This window comes from Micromonospora sp. WMMD558 (assembly GCF_049315255.1).
Classification (GTDB): Bacteria; Actinomycetota; Actinomycetes; order Mycobacteriales; family Micromonosporaceae; genus Micromonospora.
Window position 1 is genome coordinate 1,715,569 of record NZ_CP186061.1, and the last position, 23,437, is coordinate 1,739,005.

At 70.6% G+C, this 23,437-nt stretch carries 17 protein-coding genes, 2 tRNA genes and 2 pseudogenes; 9 read left to right on the forward strand and 12 right to left on the reverse strand.

Going from position 1 to position 23,437, the window contains the following annotated elements:
- Positions 1–139: 139 nt before the first annotated feature.
- Positions 140–1,841 (forward strand): annotated as a pseudogene (locus tag ACN26Y_RS08370) (hypothetical protein).
- Positions 1,842–1,859: 18 nt separating this feature from the next.
- On the opposite strand, the gene ACN26Y_RS08375 reads toward ACN26Y_RS08370, so the two are convergent.
- The gene (locus tag ACN26Y_RS08375) at positions 1,860–2,636 is read right to left on the reverse strand and encodes an IucA/IucC family C-terminal-domain containing protein (protein ID WP_155333995.1); all 777 of its coding nucleotides are present in this window, start codon (positions 2,634–2,636) and stop codon (positions 1,860–1,862) included.
- A 280-nt stretch (positions 2,637–2,916) separates the two neighbouring features.
- On the opposite strand from ACN26Y_RS08375, the gene ACN26Y_RS08380 reads away from it, so the two are divergent.
- On the forward strand, positions 2,917–4,437 hold the full coding sequence (locus ACN26Y_RS08380; RefSeq protein WP_422734558.1) for a peptide deformylase: 1,521 nt from the start codon (positions 2,917–2,919) through the stop codon (positions 4,435–4,437).
- Between the two features lie 216 nt (positions 4,438–4,653).
- Here the strand turns inward: ACN26Y_RS08380 and ACN26Y_RS08385 are convergent, their stop codons facing one another.
- Complete coding sequence (locus ACN26Y_RS08385; RefSeq protein ID WP_422734912.1) at positions 4,654–5,772, reverse strand: globin domain-containing protein; 1,119 nt, start codon at positions 5,770–5,772, stop codon at positions 4,654–4,656.
- 144 nt (positions 5,773–5,916) lie between these two features.
- On the opposite strand from ACN26Y_RS08385, the gene ACN26Y_RS08390 reads away from it, so the two are divergent.
- Complete coding sequence (locus tag ACN26Y_RS08390; RefSeq protein WP_422734559.1) at positions 5,917–6,687, forward strand: CPBP family intramembrane glutamic endopeptidase; 771 nt, start codon at positions 5,917–5,919, stop codon at positions 6,685–6,687.
- A gap of 152 nt (positions 6,688–6,839) precedes the next feature.
- On the opposite strand, the gene ACN26Y_RS08395 is transcribed toward ACN26Y_RS08390, so the two are convergent.
- Entirely contained in the window at positions 6,840–7,919 is a 1,080-nt protein-coding gene (locus ACN26Y_RS08395; protein WP_196255810.1) for a hypothetical protein, read from the reverse strand.
- A 680-nt stretch (positions 7,920–8,599) separates the two neighbouring features.
- Here ACN26Y_RS08395 and ACN26Y_RS08400 point away from each other — a divergent pair.
- Both ACN26Y_RS08400 and ACN26Y_RS08405 read left to right on the forward strand, forming a co-directional pair.
- Positions 8,600–8,690 (forward strand) — tRNA-Ser (locus ACN26Y_RS08400).
- A gap of 35 nt (positions 8,691–8,725) precedes the next feature.
- Positions 8,726–8,798 (forward strand) — tRNA-Arg (locus ACN26Y_RS08405).
- On the opposite strand, the gene ACN26Y_RS08410 is transcribed toward ACN26Y_RS08405, so the two are convergent.
- The gene (locus tag ACN26Y_RS08410; protein WP_422734560.1) at positions 8,764–10,350 is read right to left on the reverse strand and encodes a tyrosine-type recombinase/integrase; all 1,587 of its coding nucleotides are present in this window, start codon (positions 10,348–10,350) and stop codon (positions 8,764–8,766) included. The genes ACN26Y_RS08405 and ACN26Y_RS08410 overlap by 35 nt on opposite strands.
- A gap of 259 nt (positions 10,351–10,609) precedes the next feature.
- On the opposite strand from ACN26Y_RS08410, the gene ACN26Y_RS08415 reads away from it, so the two are divergent.
- The gene (locus ACN26Y_RS08415; protein ID WP_422734561.1) at positions 10,610–11,953 is read left to right on the forward strand and encodes an MFS transporter; all 1,344 of its coding nucleotides are present in this window, start codon (positions 10,610–10,612) and stop codon (positions 11,951–11,953) included.
- Positions 11,954–12,041: 88 nt separating this feature from the next.
- Here ACN26Y_RS08415 and ACN26Y_RS08420 read toward each other — a convergent pair whose 3' ends face one another.
- Positions 12,042–12,215: a CsbD family protein gene (locus ACN26Y_RS08420; RefSeq protein ID WP_422734562.1), complete on the reverse strand. Its 174-nt coding sequence runs from the start codon at positions 12,213–12,215 to the stop codon at positions 12,042–12,044.
- A gap of 510 nt (positions 12,216–12,725) precedes the next feature.
- Here ACN26Y_RS08420 and ACN26Y_RS08425 point away from each other — a divergent pair.
- On the forward strand, positions 12,726–13,496 hold the full coding sequence (locus ACN26Y_RS08425) for a TerC family protein (RefSeq protein WP_155329743.1): 771 nt from the start codon (positions 12,726–12,728) through the stop codon (positions 13,494–13,496).
- A 157-nt stretch (positions 13,497–13,653) separates the two neighbouring features.
- On the opposite strand, the gene ACN26Y_RS08430 is transcribed toward ACN26Y_RS08425, so the two are convergent.
- The 4 genes from ACN26Y_RS08430 to ACN26Y_RS08445 form a co-directional block, all read right to left on the reverse strand.
- Positions 13,654–13,926 (reverse strand): GlsB/YeaQ/YmgE family stress response membrane protein, encoded by a 273-nt coding sequence (locus ACN26Y_RS08430; protein ID WP_422734563.1) that lies wholly within the window; start codon positions 13,924–13,926, stop codon positions 13,654–13,656.
- A gap of 613 nt (positions 13,927–14,539) precedes the next feature.
- Positions 14,540–14,761 (reverse strand): hypothetical protein, encoded by a 222-nt coding sequence (locus ACN26Y_RS08435; RefSeq protein WP_088977233.1) that lies wholly within the window; start codon positions 14,759–14,761, stop codon positions 14,540–14,542.
- Positions 14,762–14,866: 105 nt separating this feature from the next.
- Positions 14,867–15,952: a sporulation protein gene (locus ACN26Y_RS08440; RefSeq protein WP_155329745.1), complete on the reverse strand. Its 1,086-nt coding sequence runs from the start codon at positions 15,950–15,952 to the stop codon at positions 14,867–14,869.
- Between the two features lie 245 nt (positions 15,953–16,197).
- Positions 16,198–17,514: a hemolysin family protein gene (locus tag ACN26Y_RS08445; RefSeq protein ID WP_422734564.1), complete on the reverse strand. Its 1,317-nt coding sequence runs from the start codon at positions 17,512–17,514 to the stop codon at positions 16,198–16,200.
- 124 nt (positions 17,515–17,638) lie between these two features.
- Here ACN26Y_RS08445 and ACN26Y_RS08450 point away from each other — a divergent pair, with 124 nt between their 5' ends.
- Together ACN26Y_RS08450 and ACN26Y_RS08455 are read left to right on the forward strand one after the other, a co-directional pair.
- Positions 17,639–18,019 (forward strand): YccF domain-containing protein, encoded by a 381-nt coding sequence (locus ACN26Y_RS08450; RefSeq protein WP_422734565.1) that lies wholly within the window; start codon positions 17,639–17,641, stop codon positions 18,017–18,019.
- Positions 18,020–18,105: 86 nt separating this feature from the next.
- Positions 18,106–19,010 (forward strand): annotated as a pseudogene (locus ACN26Y_RS08455) (helix-turn-helix domain-containing protein).
- Between the two features lie 31 nt (positions 19,011–19,041).
- On the opposite strand, the gene ACN26Y_RS08460 reads toward ACN26Y_RS08455, so the two are convergent.
- The 3 genes from ACN26Y_RS08460 to ACN26Y_RS08470 form a co-directional block, all read right to left on the reverse strand.
- A complete protein-coding gene (locus tag ACN26Y_RS08460) occupies positions 19,042–20,298 on the reverse strand; it encodes a nucleotide sugar dehydrogenase (protein WP_155329748.1) in 1,257 nt (418 codons plus the stop codon).
- 149 nt (positions 20,299–20,447) lie between these two features.
- The gene (locus ACN26Y_RS08465; protein ID WP_230688927.1) at positions 20,448–21,443 is read right to left on the reverse strand and encodes a glycoside hydrolase family 26 protein; all 996 of its coding nucleotides are present in this window, start codon (positions 21,441–21,443) and stop codon (positions 20,448–20,450) included.
- Positions 21,337–22,863: a glycosyltransferase family 2 protein gene (locus ACN26Y_RS08470; RefSeq protein WP_196255812.1), complete on the reverse strand. Its 1,527-nt coding sequence runs from the start codon at positions 22,861–22,863 to the stop codon at positions 21,337–21,339. Before ACN26Y_RS08470 ends, ACN26Y_RS08465 begins: the two co-directional genes overlap by 107 nt.
- Positions 22,864–23,437 lie beyond the last annotated feature (574 nt).

A 23,437-nucleotide genomic window follows, 5' to 3' on the forward strand; every position in this document is an offset into this window, starting at 1 on the left:
AGAGTCAATCATCCGCATCGAAGGCAGAACAAATCGGGGCACGGTGGTGGCCGAATTGTGTCGGGGGCGGGCACGTGATCGGCGGTCGGCGAACCCGGCACATGGTACCCAGCCCACCGAAACATGTCACGGCAGGTCGATAGCCGACTACTCTGCGAATCGTCATGACTACTCCGGAATCGGGCGCACCTGCCGGCGCTACCGGGAGCCGGGGCGCGGGTGGAGGGCCCGACGAGGGCGGATGGCGCACGGCGCGCGGGTGGTGACCGAGTTCGTCCACCCTTTCACGTCCGACCGGATGAACGTTCCGGACAGCGTCAATCTGATGGCGAACACGTCCGTCCTGTCCGTGTCCATACCGATGACGCCGGTCACCCTGCTGGCCGGTCCGCGAACGTCCTTTCTCCTCTTCCTCACCCTGGGCATGGCCGCCACCGCGACCTCCTGGTACTTCCTGCTCTCCCGGGTGCTGCTCCGCTCGCGTGGACCGGCCTGGCTCGGGGCGGCCTTCTGCGCGTACGCGCCGGCGATGATCTCCCACGCCAACGCCCACCCGAACATCGTCTCGCAGTTCGTGGTTCCGCTGATCATCTGGCGCACCCTGCGGCTCGGCGATCCGGGACGCTGGCTGCGCAACGGCGTACTGCTCGCCCTGGTGATCGTCTGGCAGGCCTTCATCAACCTGGAGATCCTGCTGATGACCGCGATCGGCCTCGGCGTCGTCGTGGTCGCGCTCGCCCTCGGCCGGCCCGAGCTACGCCGGCGGACCCGTCCCTTCCTCGCCGGGCTGGGGGTCGCCGCCGTGGTCGCGCTCGTCCTGCTCGCGTACCCGCTCTCCGTCCAGTTCTTCGGACCCGGCGCCTACCAGGGGTTGTCGCGCCTCATCCGGGGCTACTCCACCGACCTCGCGTCCTTCGTCGCGTACTCGCGGGAGTCCCTCGCCGGGAACGAGCGCGGCGCGACGGGCCTGGCGAAGAACCCCACCGAGGAGAACGCGTTCTTCGGCTGGCCGCTGGTGGTGCTCGTCGTCGCGCTGGTCTGGTGGCTGCGGCGCGAGCCCGTCGTCCGCGGGCTGGCCGTGCTGGGGTTGCTGTTCGCGGTGCTCTCACTCGGCCGGGAGATCCAGTTCAACGGCCGGGAAACGGGCATCCGGGCCCCCTGGGCGGCGCTGGAGAACCTGCCGATCCTGCACTCGGTGGTGCCGACCCGCTGGTCCCTGGCGATCACCCCGATCATCGGGCTGCTGCTGGCGTACGGCGTGGAGTGCGCCCGTACGCTCGCCGCCCGGCACCCGGACGCCCGGCCACAGGTCCGGTTCGCCACCGGCACCGTGCTGGTGATGGCGCTCCTGCCGCTGCTTCCCACCCCACTGCCGGCGGCACGGCTCGACCCCACGCCCGCCTTCGTCACCTCCGGCGCCTGGCGCCCGTACGTGGCGGGCGGGCGCAGCATCGTCACGCTGCCGCTTCCGGACACCCACTACGCCGACCCGCTGCGCTGGTCGGCCGAGACCGGGCTGGAGATGCCGATCGCCCGGGGCTACTTTCTCGGCCCGGACACCCGCCCCGGGAAGCACCGGGTGGCGCTGTTCACCGCGCCGCCCCGCCCCGACCAGCGACTACTTCGGCCTGATCCGGCGTACCGGGGCGGTGCCGCCGATCACCCCGCGGGCCCGGGTGGCCGCCGTGGACGACCTGCGGTACTGGCGGGCCGGGGCGGTGGTGCTCGGCCCGCACCCGTACGCCGACGCGCTGCGCCGCGGCATGACGGAGCTGACCGGGGTCCGGCCGACGTACACCGGGGGTGTCTGGCTCTGGGACGTGCGCGAACTCACCGACTGACGGCCGGCGTCCGGCCGGTCACTGGCGGACGCAGCACCCTTGGCAGATCTTGGGGTTGGGGAGGGTGAACGCCAGGCAGCAGGTGCGGCGCTGGACGGTCGGCTCGCCGGACGGGCCGGGGACGAGGTCCACCAGGTCGCGCAGGTCGAGCGCGCCGAGCAGGGTGTCGATCGTCGCGACCGAGGAGCCCGGCAGGCCGTCGGCGGCGCGGAGGATCCCGTGCGCGATGCCGGAGGCCACCGAGCCGAGCAGCGTCCGGGTGCCGATCCGCACCTCCGCCTGGATCGCCGCGATCATCGGAGCCAGGTGGGCGTCGAGGAGCGAGGCCCGGAGCTCCTGGAGCAGTTCCGCCTCGTCGGCCACGACCCGCACCTCGGGCAGGCCGGCCAGCGCCAGCGGGTCGCCCGGCAGCACGGCGACGGTGGTCGACCGGCGCAGGCCCATCGTCAGCAGCGGTCGGTGGTCCTCGAAGTGGATCAGCACGTCGGCCGGGGTCAGCAGGGGCACCCGCCGGGCCGAGGCCCAGCCGAGCACCATCGGCAGCGCGGTCCAGTAGCTGTACGACTTCCACGCGAGCGCGGCGCAGGCGTGCGGTGTGCCACCCCAGCGGGCGGTGGCCGCGCGGAGGAACTCGGGGAGCCGCGTGCCGTCGACCAGCTCGGTCGCCGGAGCCCAGCCGAGCTCGTCGGCCACCAGCAGGCCGCGGGCGAGGCCGGGCACGTCGTCGGTGCCGAACATCTGACGCAGGGCCGCGGTGACCGGTGCCAGCGTGGCGGCGGTCTCCCGCCCCGGCATGACCGCTGTCACCTGACTCGCCCCCCGTTCGAAACGCCCGTCGCTGAGCTAAGGCTAGCCTAACCACAGCGATCGGGCGAAGGAAAGGCTCACCTCAGTCGGATGGCTGACCGGCCCGCTCGCGCTCAGGCGGTTCTACCCGGCGTCCGGCTCGGGAAACGGCGGCTGGAGTATCGACGTCTGTCGCTCGCTCGTCAAGGCTCGTGTCGGCAAGGTGGCAGTTGTGTACGCGACCGGCGACGGAACGTGAAACTGAATACTCCCGGCCACGAGGAAGCTGATGACGACCTCACCGCTCGATCGGGCTGCCGACTCCTTCGCCGCCGAACTCGCCCGGCACCGGACCGGACGGGGACTGTCCAAGAAACAGCTGGCGACGCTCATGGGGTTCGACCCGTCGTACGTCAGCCACGTCGAGGGGCGGCGACACCGCCCCACCGAGGACTTCGCCCGCCGAGCGGAGGCCGTCCTGGAGGCCAGCGGCGCGATCTGGCAGCGCTTCCGGGAGTACGACGAACTGCGGCACGCCCGCAGTGACAAGGCCCACCACCGGGAGTCCCCGATCCCCGGACAGTGGCTCCCACCCGGCACCGGCCTCATCGTCGAGCGGGAACAGGCCACGCTCACCTACCTCGACGAGGCGTACCGGTGCGTGATCCGGCGGGAGCTGTACAACGCCGGGACCGAACCGGTCACCCGCTACCTGGTCCGCGTCGCCGTCGACCGCTACCCCGCCGACCCGGGCCGGTCCAACCGGCACCACCGGGAACACCCGCTCACCTTCACCGAGCTGCAACTGCGGGCGCACCGGCTGGACGCGGGCGAACGCGAAGCGATGCACTGGCGCGCCAAGCACGACCGGGACGCCTTCAAGGAGATCTGGCTCCTCTTCGAGAACGCCGACCGCCGCTTCCCGCTCTACCCCGGCGACCGCGCCACCATCGAGTACGCGTACCACGTCGGGGCGGACAAGTGGGGCCCCTGGTTCCAGCGGGCCGTCCGGGTACCGACGCGGCACCTCGCCGTACGCCTGGACCTGCCGGCGGCGCTGGACCCCCAGGTCTGGGGCGCGGAGACCTCGCTCTCCGCGGAGGAGGGCCCACTCCGCACCCCGGTGGCCCGCCGCGAGGCCGGCGACCGGGTGGTCTTCGACTGGGCGACCGACGACCCGCCGCTGAACGCCCGCTACCGGATGCAGTGGCGGTTCCGCGCCCGAACCGAGGGGCACCCGGACGACCCCGGCCGGGTCCGGCCCAGCGACCGCATGCGCGGCCTCGGCATCATCCAACGCGGCGCCGACCTGCTGCGCCAGCCCACCCAGCCGTTCGACCTGCCGCGCGAGGAGCAGGTGGCCCGCACCGTCGTGGAACGGCTCGCCGGGGCGCTGCTCCGCCTCGACGAGCTGCACCCGTTCAGCAAGGGTGTCGGAATCGCCGCCCCCCAGCTCGGCATCGGGCGGGCCGCCGCCGTCGTCCGGCCACCGGACCGCGGCGCCGAACCGGTCGTCCTGCTCAACCCCCGCGTGGTCGACGCGTCCCCCGACGTCGACGAGCAGTACGAAGGCTGCCTCTCCTTCTTCGACCACCGGGGCCTGGTGCCCCGTCCGCTCCGGATCGACGTCGAACACGCCCACGTCGACGGTGGCCGGATCATCACCTCGTTCGATTACGGCATGGCCCGGCTCGTGGCCCACGAGATCGACCACCTGGAGGGGCGCCTCTACGTCGACCGGATGGCGCCGGGGGTGCCGCTGGTGCCCGTCGAGGAGTACCGCTACTCCGGTCAGCCCTGGCGCTACTGACGCCGCTCCCGGGCTCCGCGTCGCCTGGGCGGCGACGGCCTCGCCAGCCATGACGGCCGCCCTCTCCCGGCGGCACGACCACGTCCGCCCAGGTGGGAAGGACGGCAGGGCGGACGTGGTCGTGCGGGGCGGTGCCGGTCCGCCCGTTCGGGGGGACCGGGGCGCGTGCCCGAGCGGGCGGAGGCACGCGCCCCGGTCCCTGGGGGGAGAAAATGCCTACAGTTCGCCGAAGGTGTCGTACCGGGTGCGCTCCGGCGGCACGTCGTCCCCGGCCAGCACGCGCAGCGTGGCCCGGACCATCGGGGCCGAACCCGAGATGTAGCAGTCGTGCGCCGTCCACGGCCCGTACCGGCCGACCACCTCGGAGATGTCGCCCAGCTCGCCGTCGAAGTCGTCGTCCTCGCTGCACGCCGGCGTCACCGACAGCCAGGGGTGAGCAGCGACCATCTCCTGGAGCCCGGCGAGACCGTACAGGTCCTGCCGGGTGCGGGCGCCGTAGAAGACGTGGACCCAGCGCGTCCGGTTGTAGGTCGCCAACTCCTCCACGAGGGCCTTGACCGGGGCGAGCCCGACACCGCCCGCGACGCAGAGGATGTCCCGCTCCGACGACCGGTCGAGGGTCATCGACCCCATCGGCGCCGCCAGCCGCAGCAGCTCACCCGGCTTCACCCGGCGGACCAGCGCGCCGGAGACCCACCCCGCGCCCTGCGGCGTCCGCACGTGGAACTCCAGCACGTTGTCGTCGTTCGGCGCGTTCGCCACCGAGTACGTGCGCCACACCCGCGGGTGGTACCGGGGCACCTCGACGCTGAGGTACTGGCCCGCCCTCCAGCGCAGCGGGTGCTGCAGCGCGCGGACGGTCAGCACCGCCGTGTCCAGCCCGTACCGCTCGTGGGTGAGCACCTCGGCGTGCCAGAACGGCGGGTCGTCGTCCGCAGCCGCGCCGGCGAGCATCTTCGCCGAGATCGCCGCGTACGCGTCCCGCCACGCCTGGTCGTACTCCAGGTTCCAGCCGTCGCCGGCGGTGCTGCGCAGCGCGTCCAGCAGCGCGACGCCCATCGTCTCGTAGTGCGCCGCGTCGACGTGGTACTTGCGGTGGTCCCGGCCCAGCGAGCGGAGGAACTCGTCGAAGCTCTCCGGGTCGTCCACGGTGTGGATGGCGGTGATGATCGCCTCCAGCAGGCGGTCGCCCTGGCCGGACATCTGCACCGGGAAGAGCGAGCGCAGCTCGGGGTCGAGCAGGAACAGCCGGGCGTAGAAGTGACCGCTCAGCCGGTCCCGGTGCTCCTCGACCAGGGTCCAGCTCTCCTTCAGCAGCCGCGCGACGTTGTCCACGGGAGCGTGCTCCTTCTCCGTGCGGGGATCGGGCAACCACAGAATGTCCACGGAGAGTGCCGACCGGTCGCACAGAATGTGCGACCAGCTCATGAGGTCTCCTCGGCGCTGCCGGTCGGCCCGCCGGTCAGGCAGAGTGGTGCGGTGACCCTCGAGCTCGACCGCCCGGTGACCCGCCGGACCCTCGGCACCGAGACGATGCTGGTGCTCGGCCTGTCCCTCGGTCAGTCGGCCGTCTACGCCCTCGTGTCGATCGTCGCCAAGCTCACCGCCGACGGCCCGCTCTCGGCGCAGACCGCGGCGCTGAACACGTCCCGGTCCGCCCGGCCCTACCTCGACCTCACGTACCAGGTGCTCGGCATCGCGTTCGCCCTGCTGCCGGTGCTGCTCGCCGTACACCTGCTGGCCCGGGACCCCGGTGCCCCGGCGCGGACCCTCGGCCTGGACGCCCGGCGGCCCGGTCAGGACCTGGCCCGCGGCGCCGGCCTGGCCGCGCTGATCGGGCTGCCCGGCCTGGCCCTGTTCTGGGTGGCGGCGCAGCTCGGCCTCAACGCGACGCTGGTGCCCGCCGCACTGCCCGACCTGTGGTGGACGGTCCCGGTGCTGATCCTCGCCGCCGTGCAGAACGCGGTGCTGGAGGAGGTGATCGTCGTCGGGTACCTGATGACCCGGCTCCGGCAGCTCCAGTGGCGGCTCGGCGCGGTCATCGCGACGAGTGCGCTGCTACGCGGCTCGTACCACCTCTACCAGGGCTTCGGCGCCTTCCTCGGCAACGCCGTCATGGGCGTCGTGTTCAGCCTGTTCTACCTGCGGACCCGGCGGGTGATGCCGCTGGTGGTGGCGCACACCCTGCTCGACATCGTGGCCTTCGTCGGCTACGCCCTGCTCCCGCGAGACTGGTTCGACTGGCTCTGACCGGGTCCGGCGGTCTTCGACCGGGCTCGGCGTGCCGTGTCCGCTCGCGGCGTCGGCGCGGGCCGGCGCGAGGTGTCCCGGGTCACGATGCCTCCGGCATCGCGGTGTCCCGAGGCCGGAAAGGCCGCGATGCCAGGGAAATTGTTGGGATCTCAGCCGATGCGGGCAGCGCGCGCCGGTCGGTAGGCCGCGACGGCGCGGGCCGCCAGGCGCTCGGTCGCCGCCGCGTCGCCGGTCGCGGCCGCGAGCGCCGCCGCGCCGGGCAGCAGCCGGGACGCCAGCCGCAACGCCAGCCAGCCACCCGCCTGCGCCGCGAGCGGCGCGGCCAGCCGCCAGGCGGCCTCCACCGCCCGCGGCCAGGGCGCCTCGCCCGGCCCGTCCGCCGCCCGGGCCGCCCGGAGCGCCGCCCGGGCGCTGTCCTCGTCCGGGTGCACCTGCGTCAGCACCAGCAACTCCACCGCCCGGTCCGGGTGCGTCGGATCCCGGTCGTACGCCGCCGCCAGGTGCAGCACCAGGCCCGCCTGCGTCCACAGCACCGCGCCCAACTCCGCCACCGGCGCGAACACGCCGGCCAGGGCGGCCGCCGCGCCACCCACCCCGGCCTGCCGGACGTACCGCCGGGTGGCGAGCCGGGCCAGGCCGTCACCCGTCGCCTTCGGGTACGCCGACCGCAGCCGCTCGGCCCAGTCACGCGCCCGAGGTCCGACGCCCTGCACGGCGGCGAGGGCGAGCAGCTCCGGCGCGTACCCCGGATGGTCGAGCACCCGCCGGGCGACCACCTCGGGCGTACGCGTCAGGGCCGGCGGCTCGGCCGGCTCCGCCGGTCGCGGAGCGGTCGTGGCGGCCGGAACGGGTGCGGGGGTCGCGCCGTGCGGGGCGGTCGCCGTGGAATCGTCCTCGGCCGTCGACGCGGCGGCTGCCGCCGGCGGCACCGCCGTGGTCGGGCCCGCCTGCTCGGTCGCCGGCTTCGCTACCGTGCGGGTGGTCTTGCGGGGGCGTGCGGGGCCGTCCTTCGGCGCGGCCTTCGTGGCGCCCGTGCGCTTGGTGCCCGTCCGGGCGCGGCCGGCGGTCGGCGCGTCGGCAGCGGGTGCGTCGACGCCGGTCGGGGACTCAACCTCGGTCCGGGCGGTGCGACCGGACGCGGCCTTCTTCGCCGCCGTCCGCTTCGCCCGGGGCGCCCTGGTCTTCCCGGGCGCCGGGGTGGACGGACTGCCGCCTGTGTCGTCGGTCACGTCGTCGGTCGCCGCTGCGCCTGCCGGCGGTGCCGTCGGTAGCTCCGCCGCGGTCGCCTCGGGTCCGACCGGTGTCGGCTCCGGTGCGGGGCTCGTGGGCTCGCCCGACGTTGCCTCGGCCTCGGGTCCGACCGGTGTCGGCTCCGGTGCGGGGCTCGTGGGCTCGCCCGACGTTGCCTCGGCCTCGGGTCCGACCGGTGTCGGCTCCGGTGCGGGGCTCGTCGGTTCGCCCGACGTTGCCGCGTCCAGCCGGCCGGCGCGGGTGGGCGGTGTCGACTCCGGCTGCCCGGTCCCGGCCTCGGACTGCGGTCCGGAGTCGGGCTGTCGGGGTGCCGGCGGCTGCGGCGCGGGAGGCTGGAAGAGCACGGTCGGTGCCGGCTTTGTCCGCTGTGCCCGCTGCTGTCCGGTGCCGGCAGCCGGAGCGGGCTGCACCGGAGCGGGGGGCGGGGTGAACGTGGCCTTCGGGGAGCGCCGCCGCTTCCCGGCAGCAGGCTCTCGACGGTTCGGCTCGCTCGACGGCTGCTCGTGCATATCGATGGAGCGTAGTCTTGATCACGCCCCCGCACAGCGGAGAATCCGCCGCGACCCGGAGCCATCGTCGGGCGTCCCGGGGAAGTCGCTTTGCTCCCGATGGCCGGGGCCCTGTATCCTCGGGCCCGGTGGCCTCCAGGGGTCGCCGGGGAGACTTCGCCTAGTCTGGTCTATGGCGCCGCACTGCTAATGCGGTTGGGGTTTTAAAGCCCCTCCCGGGTTCGAATCCCGGAGTCTCCGCGCGAAAGTCGGTCGTGTAGGCTGGCTGAGCACCAGCGCCCGTAGCTCAACGGATAGAGCATCTGACTACGGATCAGAAGGTTAGGGGTTCGAGTCCCTTCGGGCGCGCAAGATCAAGAGGGGTCCGGGCTGCGGGAACGCGGTTCGGGCCCTGTCTGTTGTCCGCCCGGCGTGGACAGTGGGTGTCACGTGGGTGCGATGTGGGTGTCGTAGGTCGCGCCGGCTCTCCGCGGTGCCTGGGCATTGCGACCTGCGCCTTCGTTCCGGACGGGGGAACAGCCGGGGTGGGGGCACCTGTTTTCGGCCGGCGGTCGGGCCGGTTCTTCCGCGCCTTGTTTCTGATCTTTTTGCGGGTGCGGGTGCGGGTGCGGGTGCGGGTGCGGGTGCGGGTGCGGCGGGCTGCGGCGAGGACGAGGTGGGCGGTGGTGTCGGCGCAGCGGCGTTGTGCCTCGGGCAGGACGCTGGTGTAGGTGTCGGCGGTGGTCACGATGCTGGAGTGCCCGAGTAGGTCCTGCAGGGTCTTGAGGTCCGCGCCGGCTTCGTGGGCGAGGGACGCGGCGCCGTGCCGCAGGTCGTGCAACCGCACGGGGGGCAGTCCAGCTCGTTGGACGAGTTTGCGGAATCGGGTGGTGGCGTAGTTCGGGTTGATCGGCAGCCCGTCGGTTCGGGTGAATACGTAACCGGAGTCCGTCCACGGCTTGCGGTCCTCGATGGCCTGGGTGCGGTGGTCGAGCTGGCGGCGGCGGTGCGCCCGCAGCACCTGCACGGTGCGTTTGTCCAGGGCGATGGCGCGGCGGCCAGCGGGTGTCTTGGGGTCACCTTCGACGATTCGGTAGCCGGCGGTGGTGCGGTTGCGCTCGACGGTGAGCACTGCGCGGTCGAGGTCGATGTCGGTCCACCGCAGTCCGCACATCTCGCCGCGGCGCAGGCCGCGCAGGGCGGTGAGCCACCAGAACGCGAACAGTGAGTCGTCGGTCACCGCGCTCAGGAAGTCGGCGAGCTGGTCGGCGGTCCACACCGCCACCGCCGGCCGGTTCCCGGTGAGTTCCCACTGCTGCACGCGGGCGCCGGTCCATACCTTGGCGTGGGGTTGTTGGTAGCCGCTGACCTCGATGTGGCGGGCGGGGTTGCAGTCGAGCAGGCCTTCGCGGACGGCGAGGTTGAGCGCGGCGCGCAGGGTGGTGCGAAGGTGTTGCATCGCGGAGGCGGATTGTGGTCGGGCCTTGCTGTTGATGGTGTTGGCGATCTGCGCGAACACCGTCCGGAGCAGGCGAGCGTCGAGGTCGGCGAGCCGGTACCGGCCGAGATACGGGATGAGGACGTTCTCGACGTCGCGGGTGTAGTGGAAGCGCGTCGTCGGGCGGATCTTGGTGCGGTTGTCGAGCCAGTGCCGCAGCCACCGCTCGACCGTCCAGCCTTGCGCGGTGCGGTCAGCTTCGGTGGTGCTCAGCCATTCGAGGCGGGCCCGGCGGGCGGCGGCCTGCGAGGGGTAGCCGCCCCGGCGGATCCGCTCGGAGCGGCCGAGCACGTTGCGGGCCGAGCAGTGGAAGTACCAGGTGCCGTGGTTGCGCTCGCCGAGCCGGAGACACGTCTTCTCCAGCCGTCGTCCGCGCGGGTCGCGGCATCCGCACCGCTTGAAGATCGTGCCGGTCGATGTCATGGCTGCCGCCCTTCCGAGTCCCTGACAGGCAGGATGGGCCGCTGGTGGCCGGGCGCGCCACGACTGCCGTGGTCATCGTGCGGCGGCTGCGTCTTCGGGCTGGTCGTGCCTCTCGTGTCGGCTGGCTGGCGGTCTACGTCGGCGGCCCAGTGGCAAGGGCGGTGGCGCTGCGTTGCTGGGACAGGTCGGGATGGTGGTGGCCGCCGGGGTGGCAGTCGGGGGCCGTGTGGCGGCCACGCCGCCGTAGGCTTGCCGGATCATGGCTGTTCGCCGTACCCACCACCTCCGGGCCCTGCTCGCCGTGCCGGCGTTCCGGCGGCTGCTGGCCGTCCGCCTCGGTGGGCAGTTCACCGATGGGGTGTTCCAGGCCGCCCTGGCCGGCAGCGTGTTGTTCAACCCGGACCGGCAGGCCACGCCGACGGCGATCGCGCTGGGTGCGGCGGTGCTGGTGCTGCCGTACTCGTTGGTGGGGCCGTTCGCGGGGGTGTTGCTGGACCGGTGGAGCCGCCGGACGGTGACCGTGGTGACCAACCTGGCCCGGGCCGGTGTCGTGCTGCCGCTCGCCGCGTTGATCTTTCTCGGTTCGGAGGGGCCGCTGTTCTTCGTGGCGACCCTGGTGGTGATCGGGTTGGGCCGGCTGCTGTTGTCGGGGTTGTCGGCGGCGACCCCGCACGTGGTGTCCGACCAGCGGCTGGTGACCGCGAACGCGGTCGGCGGCACGGCGGGGTCGGTGGCGTACTCGCTCGGGCTGGGTTGCGCCCTGCTGCTCCAGACCGTCTTCCCGGCGGGTGACGCCGGTTACGCCGCCATCGCCCTGTTCGCGCCGGTCGGCTACCTGATCTCCGCCGTGTTGGCCCGGTTCTCCTTCGCCCGCGACGAGTTGGGCCCCGACGAGGCCCTGCCGCACCGGCCCGGTCTGGCCGGGGAGGCGGTCGCGGTGGTGCGCGGCATGGCCGACGGGGTACGGCACCTGGGGCGGGCGCGCGGTGCCGCGTACGCGATGGCGGCGCAGGCGGGGTTCCGGGTGTTGTTCGGGGTTCTGGCGCTGGCGATGCTGCTGCTCTACCGCAACCGGTTCGCCGGTGACAACCTCGGCGGCGTGCCGGCGCAGTTGAGTCTGGTCTTCGCCGCGGGCGCGGCCGGGGTGCTGCTGGCGGCGGCGGTGACTCCGGCGGTGGCCCGCCGGGTCGGCGGGTGGCGGTGGGTGGTCGGGTTGCTCGCGGCGGTCGCGGTGGCGTTGCCGGTGTTCGGGTTGCCGTTCGACCCGCTGCTGCTGATCGTCGTCGTGCTGGTGGTCAACGTGGCCGGGCACGGCGTCAAGATCGTGGTGGACACGATGGTGCAGCACGAGTGCGCCGACGCGTTCCGGGGGCGGGTGTTCGCCGTGAACGACACGGCGTTCAACCTGGCCTACGTGCTCGGCATGGTGGCCGCGTCCCGGTTCATCCCGGACGACGGGCGTTCACCGGTGCTGCTCGGTGTCGCCGCGGCCGGCTACGGCTGCCTCGCGGTCGGCTACGCGGTCGCCGCCGGCCGGTGGGCCCGCAAGGCCGGGGACGACATCGCCCTTCCGGTGGGGGCGATGCCGGTGGTCGAGCGGTAGCGGTCGGCGCGGACGACGGCCACGGCGGAGGGTGCCGCCGTGGCCGTCGTATGTCGTCTCACCCATGCCGCGCCCTGCGCGGTGCGGGTCAGCTCTTGAAGGCGTCCTTGATCTTCTCGCCGGCCTGCTTGATGTTCGCGGTGGTCTGGTCGCGGCGGCCCTCGGCTTCGAGCCGCTCGTCGCTGGTGGTCCGGCCGGCGCCTTCCTTCAGCTTGCCGGTGGCCTCTTCGGAGGCGTTGTCGATCTTGTCGTCGATACCCATGGAGCCTGGCGCGGTGACGCTGCAGTGCCGGGCGTGGGCGGCGCCGTAGCGAGCCGCTCAGGCCGCTGCCCGCGTTGCCGCCACCACCACCGTGATAGGCGCGCTGGGCCGCGGCCGGCTGCCGCTCGCGGCCGACACGGTGGTGCTGCGGGATCTGCCGGACACGGGCGGTCGCGACGAGGATCGGGGGTGGGCACCGCGGCCCGGAGAGGATAAGGGCTTGTCTTCGTCCGACTCCTTTGTCGCGGCTGGGCTGGGCTGGGCGTGGGCCGGGCCGGCGTGTGAGGCCGTGGCCGTTCGGCGCTGGGGCCGGGACAGTGGATGACCGGTATCGAGCAATCCCAGCGGTGTGCCCGGGTCAGTCGGCGGTATGCGCCGTCAGGACGCCACCCGGGTTCCTTGTCTCGCCTGCGCTGTGTTCCTCGCGGGCCTTCTCGGGTGGATCACCTGCGGCCGTTGTACGGTCGTGGACGCCGCGCCGGCGCAGACCCAACCTCTACCGGGAGCGACATGGAACTGTTCACCAGCCCCGAGCTTTGGATCGCGTTCGCGACCCTGCTGCTGCTCGAGGTCGTACTCGGCATCGACAACGTCGTGTTCATCTCCATCCTGGCCGGCCGTCTACCTGCGCACCAGCAGGCCCGGGCGCGCACCATCGGGCTGTCGCTCGCGCTGATCACCCGGCTGCTGCTGCTCGCCTCGCTGTCCTGGGTGATCGGACTGACCGCGCCGCTGTTCACCGTCGCCGGGCAGGAGATATCCGGGCGTGACCTGATCCTGTTGCTCGGCGGGCTGTTCCTGCTCGGCAAGGCCACCTACGAGATCCACGAGCATCTTGAGGGTGCGGAACACGGATCGAGCGGTAAGGCGGCGTCGTTCGCCGCAGTCATCGCCCAGATCCTCGTGCTCGACGTGGTGTTCTCCCTCGACTCGGTCATCACCGCCGTCGGCATGGTGGACGAGCTATTCATCATGGTCGCCGCGGTCGTTGTGGCGATGATCATCATGCTGGTGTCCGCCGGCGCGGTCAGCCGTTTCGTCAACGAGCACCCCACGGTCAAGATGCTCGCCCTGTCGTTCCTGCTGCTCATCGGCGCCAGCCTCATCGCCGAAGGTTTCGACCAGCACATCCCCAAGGGCTACGTGTACGGACCCATCGCTTTCTCGATCTTCGTCGAGTTTCTCAACCTGCGTGTACGGGCCCGCCAGCAGCGCCGTGCGGCTGAACCCGTCCATCTGCACCCCACCTACGTCAAGTCGGAAGCGGCCGGCGATCGGTAGCCGTCACCCGTGCCCGCCGCCGGTGCAGACAACGGCCACGGCGGTCGTGACCGCCGTGGCCGTCGCGTACCATCTCGCCCTGCCGCGCTCCGCCAGAGTCCGGGCAGCTCTGCGGCCTGTCCCTTGCCAGGGGCAGGCCGGTGCGGGCGGCGAGTGGTCAGTGGACGCGGCGGCGGCCGTAGGTGCTGGCGGCGACCGCGACGCCGATCGCGGCGAAGGCCACCTGAAGGGCCAACTCGATCCAGTCGATGCCGGCGGTGTCGTCCACGCCGAGAGCGCCAGCGACGAGCGTGCCGAGGATCGCGGCGACCACGCCGATGAGCAGGGTCAGCCAGATCGGAATGTTCTGCTTGCCCGGCACCACCAGGCGGCCGAGCGCGCCGATGACCAGACCGATGATGATGGCGGTGAAGAAGCCGGTAACTTCCACGAGAGCCGTCCCTTCAAAGGTTGTCTGCCGGGGTCACTGGTGCCCGCGCGGTGCCGTCGGCGAAACCTTCCTGACGGCCTGCCGCCGCTTCTTCGTACACCTGTCATGCAACCGTGCACCGGTCGTCAACCGGCGTCAGCGGCGACACGGTCCGGGGTCCGCTGGACCCTCCCGCGACCAGGCTCACCGGCTCGGTAACGGCGGTAACGCTGGCTGCCATGCCTGATCCGACCCCTCAGTGGCCGCTGGCGTGGAGCATCGCGGTGTTCGTCATCGCCGGGCTCCCTGTTCCACGCCGCGCAGACCGACGAGCTCTTCGTCACTGCCGCGGGGTGTTCATGACCGCCGTCGTCCTCGCCGGCATGCTGGTCCGCCGGCCCCGCGGCCGGGCCGAGTCGGCTTCGAGGGCATTTCTGTTGCTGGGTGGCTACCTCGCCGTCGTCGCCGTCCTTGACACCGGAACCCGAGTCCGACCACCTACGCGGCTGTCGGCTCGTGCCTGGGGTGTGCTCGCCGCAGTGGGAGAGCGAAACCCGATGCGCTGGCAGGCCGGTAGCGCACGTCCACACCGTGTGGCGTGGCGCCGGAAGCCCGGCACCACGCCGCGAGGGAACTACTTGCCGCCGGCGAGGGCGACCAGGGCGTTGGCGGTGCGGAAGTACGGGTTGCGGCCGAGGTCGCCGACGGTGGTGATGTTGAAGGCGTCCTTGAGCAGCTTGGCGTCGCCGTCGCTGACCCCGGCGAGGGCGGACACCGGGGCGTCGACGATCTCGGTGAGGGTCTTGTCCTGGTAGGCCTTGTCGACCAGCTTGGTGAGGTCGGCGGTGACGGGCATGCACACTCCTTCGAAATCCCGGCCGGACAATCCGACCGGTTGCGGACAAACCTGCAGAATTAGATCACGGAGCGGGTGCGCGCTTCCACTGTGGATTGGAGGGGTTCAGGCTTCCTCGTCGCCGCCCTCGTCGTCGCCGAAGGAGTCGAAGACCTCGTCGGCGACCATGCCGCCGGCGAAGCCGAGCGCCGCGCCACCGACCACACCCGCGGCGACGGCGCCCATACCGGGGCCGCCGTGCCGCTCGTGGTGGTGCTCATCCTTGTAGTGGCCGCCGGGGTGGCCGTATCCGGCGTGCCCGTGGCCGGGGGCGCCGTAGGCGGGCTGCCCGTAGCCGGGCGGCGGGGGCGGCGGATAGCCGGGGGCGCCGTAGCCCTGGGCGGGCGGGGCGTAGCCGTGGCCGGCGTGCAGGCTCTGGTAGCCGTCGAGGGCCTGGCGGACCCAGGTGTCGACCTGCGCGGCCCAGTCGACGCGGTCGGCGTCGGCGTGCGCGGCGTGGTAGCGGCCGAAGGAGTCGTGGCCTCCGGTGAACAGGCCGCCGCGCTTGTCGAATTCGAGGACGGCATCGACGCCGTGCTCGTTGGCGACGAAGGTCAGTTCGACCTCGTTGACGGTGTGGGCGTACTGGGGGGCGGCGTAGTACTCGATCTCCTGGTAGAACGGCAGGCTCTGGTGCAGGCCGGAGATGTGCCCGCGTTCTAGGTCGGCGCCCTTGAACCCGAAGCCGAGTCGGCCGAAGGCCTCCAGGATGCGTTCCTGCGCCGGCAGCGGATGCACGTACACCGGGTCCAGGTCGCCCTTGTCGACCGCGCCGCGGATGGCCACCTCGGTGCGCAGGCCCATCGTCATGCCGTGCAGGTGCTGCCCGTACAGGTCGGTCACCGGAGTCTCCCACGGCATCGCCACCTGCAACGGCAGCGACAACTGCTGGCCCTCGCGCAGGTGCAGGCCACCGGCGACCTGTACGCGGTGGAACTCGACGAGGGCGTCGTACTCCTCCTCCGCGCCGTCGACCTCCACCCGGGTGACCAGGCCGACGGTGATGTGGTCGACCTCTACATCGTGGCTGCCGCCGGTCAGGTTCACCTGCCCGCCCAGCATCAGCCCCGGGCGGGTGTTCGGATTGGACAGGACGGTATCGACGCTGGGGCCGCCCACCCCGAACGCGCCCAGCATCTTCTTGAACACCACGGACCTCTCCCTCGACGACCACACGACCGTGCGACGCCCGGATCCGGTGGAACTTCCACGCAAATCCTTGTGCCGCAACGAGATCAACGACGTCCATAATGGATGCCGCTGCGCCGGGAAAATACCAACGCCACCTGAGAAGTAGCTGAGTGCATCCGCATGGTTACTGTTGGGCAGGGCCGGCGTGACCCTACCGCAGAGGCGGGTTCCATCCCACCTCTGCGGTAGTCGCCGATCCGGCCCGTTCAGGAACTCGCCTCGTCCTCGCCGCCCTCGTGGCCGTCGCCGCGCGTCGGCGTGGTCCGCAGGCGTACCCGGGTGATGGCCCGCCCCGTCACCTCGGCCACCTCGGCGGTAAGGCCCGGCAGCTCAACCACCTCACCGGGCGTCTTCGGAATGTGACCGAGGTGCGCCAGGACCAGGCCCGCCACGGTGGTGTAGTCGCCGGCCTCGAGGGTGTCCTCCTCGAGATCGATGCCCACGTCCGGCAAGTCGTGCAGCGGGAAACCACCCGACATCAGCAGCGACCCCTCCGCCTCCCGGACGACGGCCTGCACGTCCCGGTCGGTCTCGTCGTAGATCTCCCCGACGATCTCCTCGACCAGGTCCTCCATCGTCACGATCCCGTCGATGGAGCCCCGCTCGTCCACCACGAGGGCGAACTGCTGCCGCTGCGACCGCATTTCCCGGATCGCCTCGGTCACCTTCAACGTCTCCGGCAGATACACCGCAGGGCTGGCGTACTCGCCGACCGGGCCGTCCTGGTCGAGCAGGTCGCGCATGTGCACCACGCCTACGGTGTCGTCGAGTCCGCCGCGACCGACAACCGGGGCGCGGGTCTGCCCCGATGCGGCCAGTTCCCGCAGCGCCTGCGGCGCGGACAGCGACTCGGACAGGGTAACCACCTCGCGGCGCGGGACGAGGATCTCCCGCAGGATCCGCTCGGCCACCTCGAACGCCCCCGAAATGATCATCCGGTGTTCGGGAGTGAGGTTGCGCTGCGCGGCGACCATGTCCCGCAGTTCCTCGGTGGTGACCTCTTCCCGCCGGGCGCGCGGGTCTCCACCGGTCAGCCGCACCACCGCGTCGCTGGCCTTGCTTAGCAGCCACACCGCCGGGCGGGAGAACGCCGACAACGCGTCGAGGGGGCGGGCGACCAGTAGCGCCCAGCTCTCCGCGCTCTGCATCGCGATCCGCTTCGGCGCCAGCTCACCCAGCACCAGGGTGACGAAGGTCAGCAGAATCGTCACGATGACGATCGCTACCGGCTCTGCCGCCGACCCCAGGAACCCCAGCGGCCCCACCAGCGGTGCCGCGAGCGACACCGCCGCGGCCGCCGAGGCCAGGAACCCAGCCAGGGTGATACCGATCTGAATCGTGGCCAGGAACCGATTCGGATCCCGCGCCAACCGCGCTAGCACCCGCCCCGCCCGGGAGGTCCGCTCCAGGCGCTGCAACTGGCTCTCCCGCAGCGACACCAACGCCATCTCGCTGCCCGCGAACACCGCGTTCACCAACACCAACACGAACACCAGCGTGACCTGCACGCCATAGCCGCCCACGGCCTGTTCGACGCCTCCTCGACCGGACCCTCCGGAGCACCAACCGTAGCCGCCCCGGACACACCATGCTGATCGCCCTGTCGGCAGCGCCAGCCAGGTGGCAGGCGTCGGTCATGCTCAGAACATGATCCGGTTTGTGCTCAACGTGCTGTGGCTCATCTTCGGCGGCGGCATCGTCCTCGCCGCCGGCTACGGCATCGCCGCGCTGATCTGCTTCGTACTGGTGATCACGATCCCGTTCGGCGTCGCGTCGCTGCGCCTGGCGGTCTACTCCCTGTGGCCGTTCGGCCGCACCCTCGTTCCCAAACCCGGCGCCGGGATCGCCTCCGGACTGGCTAACGTCCTCTGGGTGGTGCTTGCCGGCTGGTGGCTGGCCCTGTCCCACATCCTCGCCGGCATCGCGCTCTGCCTCACGGTCATCGGCATCCCGTTCGGCATCGCCAACTTCAAGCTCGTCCCCGCCGCGTTCTGGCCTCTCGGACGCGAGGTCATCGACGCCCCCTAGTGCCGTGACCACGAACGTTCACGGTGTTGGATGACACGCCGTCCGGCCTGTCGGCCGGGCGGCGTTGTGGCGGTCAGGCTGTGGCGGTGGCAGAACCCGTTCGCGTTCGGCGGCTCAGTGACCAGGAGGGTCAGCAGCTGCTGAGGATCACTCGTAGAGGTACCGGCTCGCCGATCCGGTTACGGCGGGCCATGGTCGTGCTCGCCTCGGCCGGTGGGAACACGGTGCCGGCCATCGCCCGTCTCGTGCAGGCCGATGAGGACACGATCCGGCAGGTCATCCACCGGTTCAACGAGATGGGGATGGCCAGCCTGGACCCTCAGTGGGCGGGTGGCCGTCCCCGCCAGATCAGTAGCGACGAGGAACAGTTCATCGTCGAGACGGCCAACACCCGACCCGAGAAACTGGGGCGGCCGTTCATCCGCTGGAGCATCCGCAAGCTCGCCGACCACCTGCGCCTGCATGCCACCCGGCGGGTCCGGATCGGGCGGGAACGGCTGCGGCAGCTCCTGCACCGGCACCGGATCACCTTCCAGCGGACCAAGACGTGGAAGGAGTCCACCGACCCTGACCGGGACGTCAAGCTCGGCGCAAGAGCGCCGCGAACACCCTCGCCGCCTTGAAGTCGATCCGCGCCGCACGGCCGGACGGCGCGCCGATCTACGTCATCCTGGACAACCTGTCCGCGCACAAAGGCCTCAAGATCCGCAGGTGGGCGGCCCGGAACAAGGTCGAGCTCTGCTTCACCCCGACCTACGCCTCCTGGGCCAACCCGATCGAGGCCCAGTTCGGGCCGCTACGCACCTTCGTCATCGCCGGCTCGAACCACCCCAACCACACCGTGCTGACCCGGCGGCTGCAGGCCTACCTGCGGTGGCGCAACGCCAACGCCCGCCACCCCGACGTCCTGGCCGCCCAACGCCGCGAACGCGCCCGCATCCGCAGCGAACGACAACGACGCTGGGGCCAACCCACCACCCGCGCAGCCTGACCCCACACCGTCAACGTTCGTGGTCACGGCACTAGAGACGGATCGCGTCATCGGTGCGCGTGATGCCGCGCGTGTCGAAGAAGCGCTTGGCCAACGCGGCGAGCCGGTCAGCATCGTAGTCACGATGGTGCTGGACGAGGATCACGAGGTCAGCCGACGCGACCGCGGCTTCCAGATCATCGACCTTCATGACGCCGATGCCCGGCTGCCATTCCGCAACGAACGGATCGTGGTAGCTGATCTTCGCACCGAGACCGTTGAGGTCACGAGCGAGGGGAATGGCCGGGGATTCGCGCTCATCTGCGATGTTCGCCTTGTACGTGACACCCAGCAGCAGGATGTTCGCGCCGGTCGTCGCCAGCCCGGCTTCGTTGAGGATGTTCTGGGCGCGTCTTGCCACGTACGCCGGCATCGTGGCGTTGATCTCCTCCGCCAGCTCGACGAACCGGAACGGGTAGCCGAGCTTCACCCGCACGTTGTGGCTCAGGTAGTTCGGATCGATCGGGATGCAGTGACCACCCACACCCGGCCCGGGGTAGAAGGCCTGAAATCCGAACGGCTTGCTCGACGCGGCGCGGATGACGTCCCACAGGTCGATACCGAGTCGGTGGCAGAACTTGGCCATCTCGTTGACGAGCGCGATGTTGACGTGCCGGTAGGTGTTCTCGAGCAGCTTGGCCGTCTCGGCCTCCCGGGTTCCCTTGGTACGCACGACCGTGTCGACGAAACGCCCGTAGAGGGCCGCCGCGGCTTCCGTGCATGCCGGCGTGTGGCCGCCGACGACCTTGGGCGTGTTGCGTGGACCGAACTCCTTGTTGCCCGGGTCGATGCGCTCCGGCGAGAACGCCAGGTGGAAGTCCGTGCCGGCGATCAGGCCGCCAGCCTCCAGGATGGGACGCACCAGTTCGTCGGTGGTGCCGGGGTACGTGGTTGATTCGAGAACGACGAGCATCCCGGGGCGGAGATTGCGGGCAACGGCCTCGGTGGCCAACTGGACCGCACCGAGGTCGGGCCCGCCCTCGGCGGACAACGGTGTCGGGACACAGATGACCACCGCCTTGGCGGCAGCGATCTCGCCCTCGTCGGTCGTCGCGCGGAAGCCGCCTTCCCTCATCTGGACGACGTCGTCATCGGACAGATCATCGACGTGTGACCGGCCATCGTTGAGTGCCTTCACCAACGGTGCACTGACGTCGAATCCGATCACCGACAGGCCCGCCGATGTCGCCTCACGGGCTAGCGGAAGCCCCACGTATCCGAGCCCAATAACAACTACGTCGACACTCACGGTCGCTCCTCTGCTGGGTGACCAGGCCCCGTATGCCCAGCCGTAACGAGCCGGTTCAAGCGACACCCGAACCGGATGATGTTGCCGAAACTCAACCAACGTCGATTAGTCGTGAACGTTCCACGCCGCGCCCACGAGACAATGCGCCCCTATCTGCTGCGAGCGCAGCCCAGGTGCGGGACGACAGATTTCTTGAATGCCTTCATGTTGCGAGGCGTGTTGTTGTATCGCCAGTCTGCACTGGAGTGCGGCGGCGGCGCCTGGGTCCAGATCAGGCCGATGACATTCGGGTGGGCGCGCAACCAGGGGCCCAACGTGGCCATCCACCGGTCCTTCTCCCTCCCCTCCACGCCGGTCTCGGCGAGGACGACCGGCTTCTTCGAGAGGCGAGCGAGCAGCTTCATGGTGGGATCGAACGTCTGCCCTGCGGACGACTCGAATCCGAAGACGGAGCTGTTGACTCCGTAACCGGTGAAGCCGATAAGATCGACCCATTCGTCGCCGGGCCAGAACTGGGAGACGCCCTCGACGGTGGCGCCGCGAATGATGTTCGGAGCCCAGAGCCACAGGACGTTGGTCGCACCGGCCTCGCGGAACAGCGTGACCACGTGCTGCCAGGCCTTGACGTACAGGGACGGGGTGTTGCCGTTGACACCGGCCGCCCACGGTGACCAGTCCCCGTTCATCTCGGGCGCATAGCGGATGACCACCAGGTCGCCGTACTCCACAACGGTGTCCGCGACGGCACGCAGCTTGGCGTCGTTCTTGCCCGCCACGGTGGCCGCGAGCGACCATGACTTCTGCTCCACGGCCGGGCCCAGATCCTTCGGCTGAACCGTGAGAAACGGGATACCCGCAGCATTTGTCAGCCTGGACAACTCGAACGGGGCTCCGATGGAGGCGTAGACCCCGCGCCACACCGGCCGGCATCCGATCTCTTTCGCTGTCCGGTCAGCCTCTTCCGCAGCGTCCTGCTCCGAGGTCACACCGAATGCGGGCTTGTCCGTCCGCAGCATGGAGACGTCGGCACGAATCGCGCTAGCTCGCAGAGCCGGATCTGTTGCGGCAACTGCGGACTGCCGGCCCTCCGAACTGATGGATGACGGTTTCATCGCGCATCCAGCCAGTAGCAGCAGCGGCAGCACCAGCAAGTACCTTCTCATGGTCCCCCCCGATCTCGACCTCGACCTGCTGACGAGTGCCCCATTTGAAACGCATGCAGGAGGCGATGGCCCAGAGCCGCCACACCCGCAACACCGACCACTGCCACAGGATCGCGATCGGCGCCAGAAAGAGGAACCAACCCAACTGGGCGGGCATCCTCTGGTCGGACCGCCGAACCGTGAAGATCCGCAACAGTTGGACGTAGCCGAGCACGATCAGCATCCCGAGCGTCAGCAGCAGCAGCTTCGCATCCGCGATCAACGCGTCGGTCCCCGCGCCGCGCGCCCACGCGACGACATCGGCCACCGGTTTCACCACGAAGAGTGACGACACGACGATGGTCGACGCGATGGCCTGGACCCATTTCAGCGCGTGCAGCCAGTACGCGATCCGGTTCATCGGCAGGTACTTGAAGCGCCAGAAAGATCTGATGAACGATCCTCGCAGCCAACGCATGAACTGGCGCCGGTGGTTGGAGAGGCGCTCCGGCATGACACAGAAGGCGAAAGCGTTCGACTGCTGGACGGTCTTGCCCCGGAGCAACGCCTGAAGCGTCAGGTAGGAGTCGTCGGAGAACTCGACCCGTCGTCCGAAGAACTCCTCGTTGGAGTAGCCGAGGCGGCACTCGTCGATCACGCGCGCGCGGTACAGCGAGATCCCGCCCGAGTTGACAAGCACCGACCCCAGCGCCGACGTGGCGGACCTGTCAGTCAACTGCGAGGCTGTGGTGATCAGATCCACGGCCCGGGCGATCGGCCCGTTCAGGTTGTAGGTGAGGAACACTCCGGCGACCGACATCACCTTGGGATCGGCGAGCGGTTTAATCAAGTTCTCGAGGGCGTCCGGCGCGAGGACCGAGTCGGAGTCGATCGTGAGGTAGGCGTCCGCCCAGCCGGCGAAGCGTAGGGACGCGGCGACGTGGGTCGCTCGCTTGCCCCGGTTTCGGTCGCGCACCCAGACGAGTGGGACCCCCACCGTGTTCGCGGCGTCGGTAGCCCACAGCTCGGTGGGCAGGTAGTCCACCTTGTTCGACCCGTCGTCCCGCACATAGATCGCGTCGGGCAGGCGGGTCTGCGCGAGAAGGCCGCGGATGGTCGCGATGACGGCATCGACGTCTTCGTTGTAGAGCGGCACGACCGCCACGACCCTCAACTTCGCCAGCTCGGCCGCCTGCTTGGCGGTGACGCGTCTGGGGCGGTCGAAGGTCGCGAGGACAAGGTGCAGGAAGTACACGACGAAGGCGAACGTGTAGACGACTTCGAACGCGGACAGGCTGGTGGTCGGGTCCTCGATGCGGGTCACGTGGTGGAAGAGCCACAGCGAGGAGGCGCCGAGCATGAGGACCACGGCGGGCAGCGCGCGGCCAGGGACCCACCGTGCGGTCTTGGAGGCCTTGCTCACGGCTTCTTCCCGCGTCGCCAGAAGAGGCGCACGGACGTCGCGAAAAGCGTTACGACGCCGACCGCGGCAAGGAGGATTTCGAACAACCCGAGATGGGAAGGCACGCGAACCTAGCTTTCGATCAAGGGACGGCAGCCCGTAGCAGCCCGGACATGCTACACAGAGATGGCGGTCGGGCACTGTCCCCCGGACGGCGGAGCAGGAAATCCTTCGCATTGCTAATTCTTTCGGCGGCTTCATCCAATTTGTGGGCCATTCGGCAGTTCGTGAGCGCCACGGAGAGCCGCCGGCCGGGCGGTGTGGGGGTCGCACATCCCTGGGGGGCTTCTCCCCGCGTTCTTCCGCTACGGTGTGCGGCATGACGTACGGCTACGGCGAGGGTTCGCCCCCACGTGGTCGGGGGCCGTCCTGGGACCAGCGGAACGAACCTTCTGGCGTCGGTACTTCCCCGCACGGCGACGTTCGGCGGCAGCAGCCCTCCTACGGGCAGCCTTCGCAATGGGCTGGCGAGGGTTGGCCCAGCAACCGCCGGCCCCACCCGGATCCTGGCGGGTCGCCGCCGCACCAGGGTGGC

Excerpts from the sequence above, each read along its gene's own strand:
- ACN26Y_RS08415 (WP_422734561.1), top strand. The coding sequence starts at position 10,610 with ATGGCTGTTCGCCGTACCCACCACCTCCGGGCCCTGCTCGCCGTGCCG.
- ACN26Y_RS08410 (WP_422734560.1), bottom strand. The coding sequence starts at position 10,350 with ATGACATCGACCGGCACGATCTTCAAGCGGTGCGGATGCCGCGACCCG.
- ACN26Y_RS08435 (WP_088977233.1), bottom strand. The coding sequence starts at position 14,761 with ATGCCCGTCACCGCCGACCTCACCAAGCTGGTCGACAAGGCCTACCAG.
- ACN26Y_RS08380 (WP_422734558.1), top strand. The coding sequence starts at position 2,917 with ATGACGACCTCACCGCTCGATCGGGCTGCCGACTCCTTCGCCGCCGAA.
- ACN26Y_RS08375 (WP_155333995.1), bottom strand. The coding sequence starts at position 2,636 with ATGCCGGGGCGGGAGACCGCCGCCACGCTGGCACCGGTCACCGCGGCC.
- ACN26Y_RS08450 (WP_422734565.1), top strand. The coding sequence starts at position 17,639 with ATGATCCGGTTTGTGCTCAACGTGCTGTGGCTCATCTTCGGCGGCGGC.
- ACN26Y_RS08420 (WP_422734562.1), bottom strand. The coding sequence starts at position 12,215 with ATGGGTATCGACGACAAGATCGACAACGCCTCCGAAGAGGCCACCGGC.
- ACN26Y_RS08425 (WP_155329743.1), top strand. The coding sequence starts at position 12,726 with ATGGAACTGTTCACCAGCCCCGAGCTTTGGATCGCGTTCGCGACCCTG.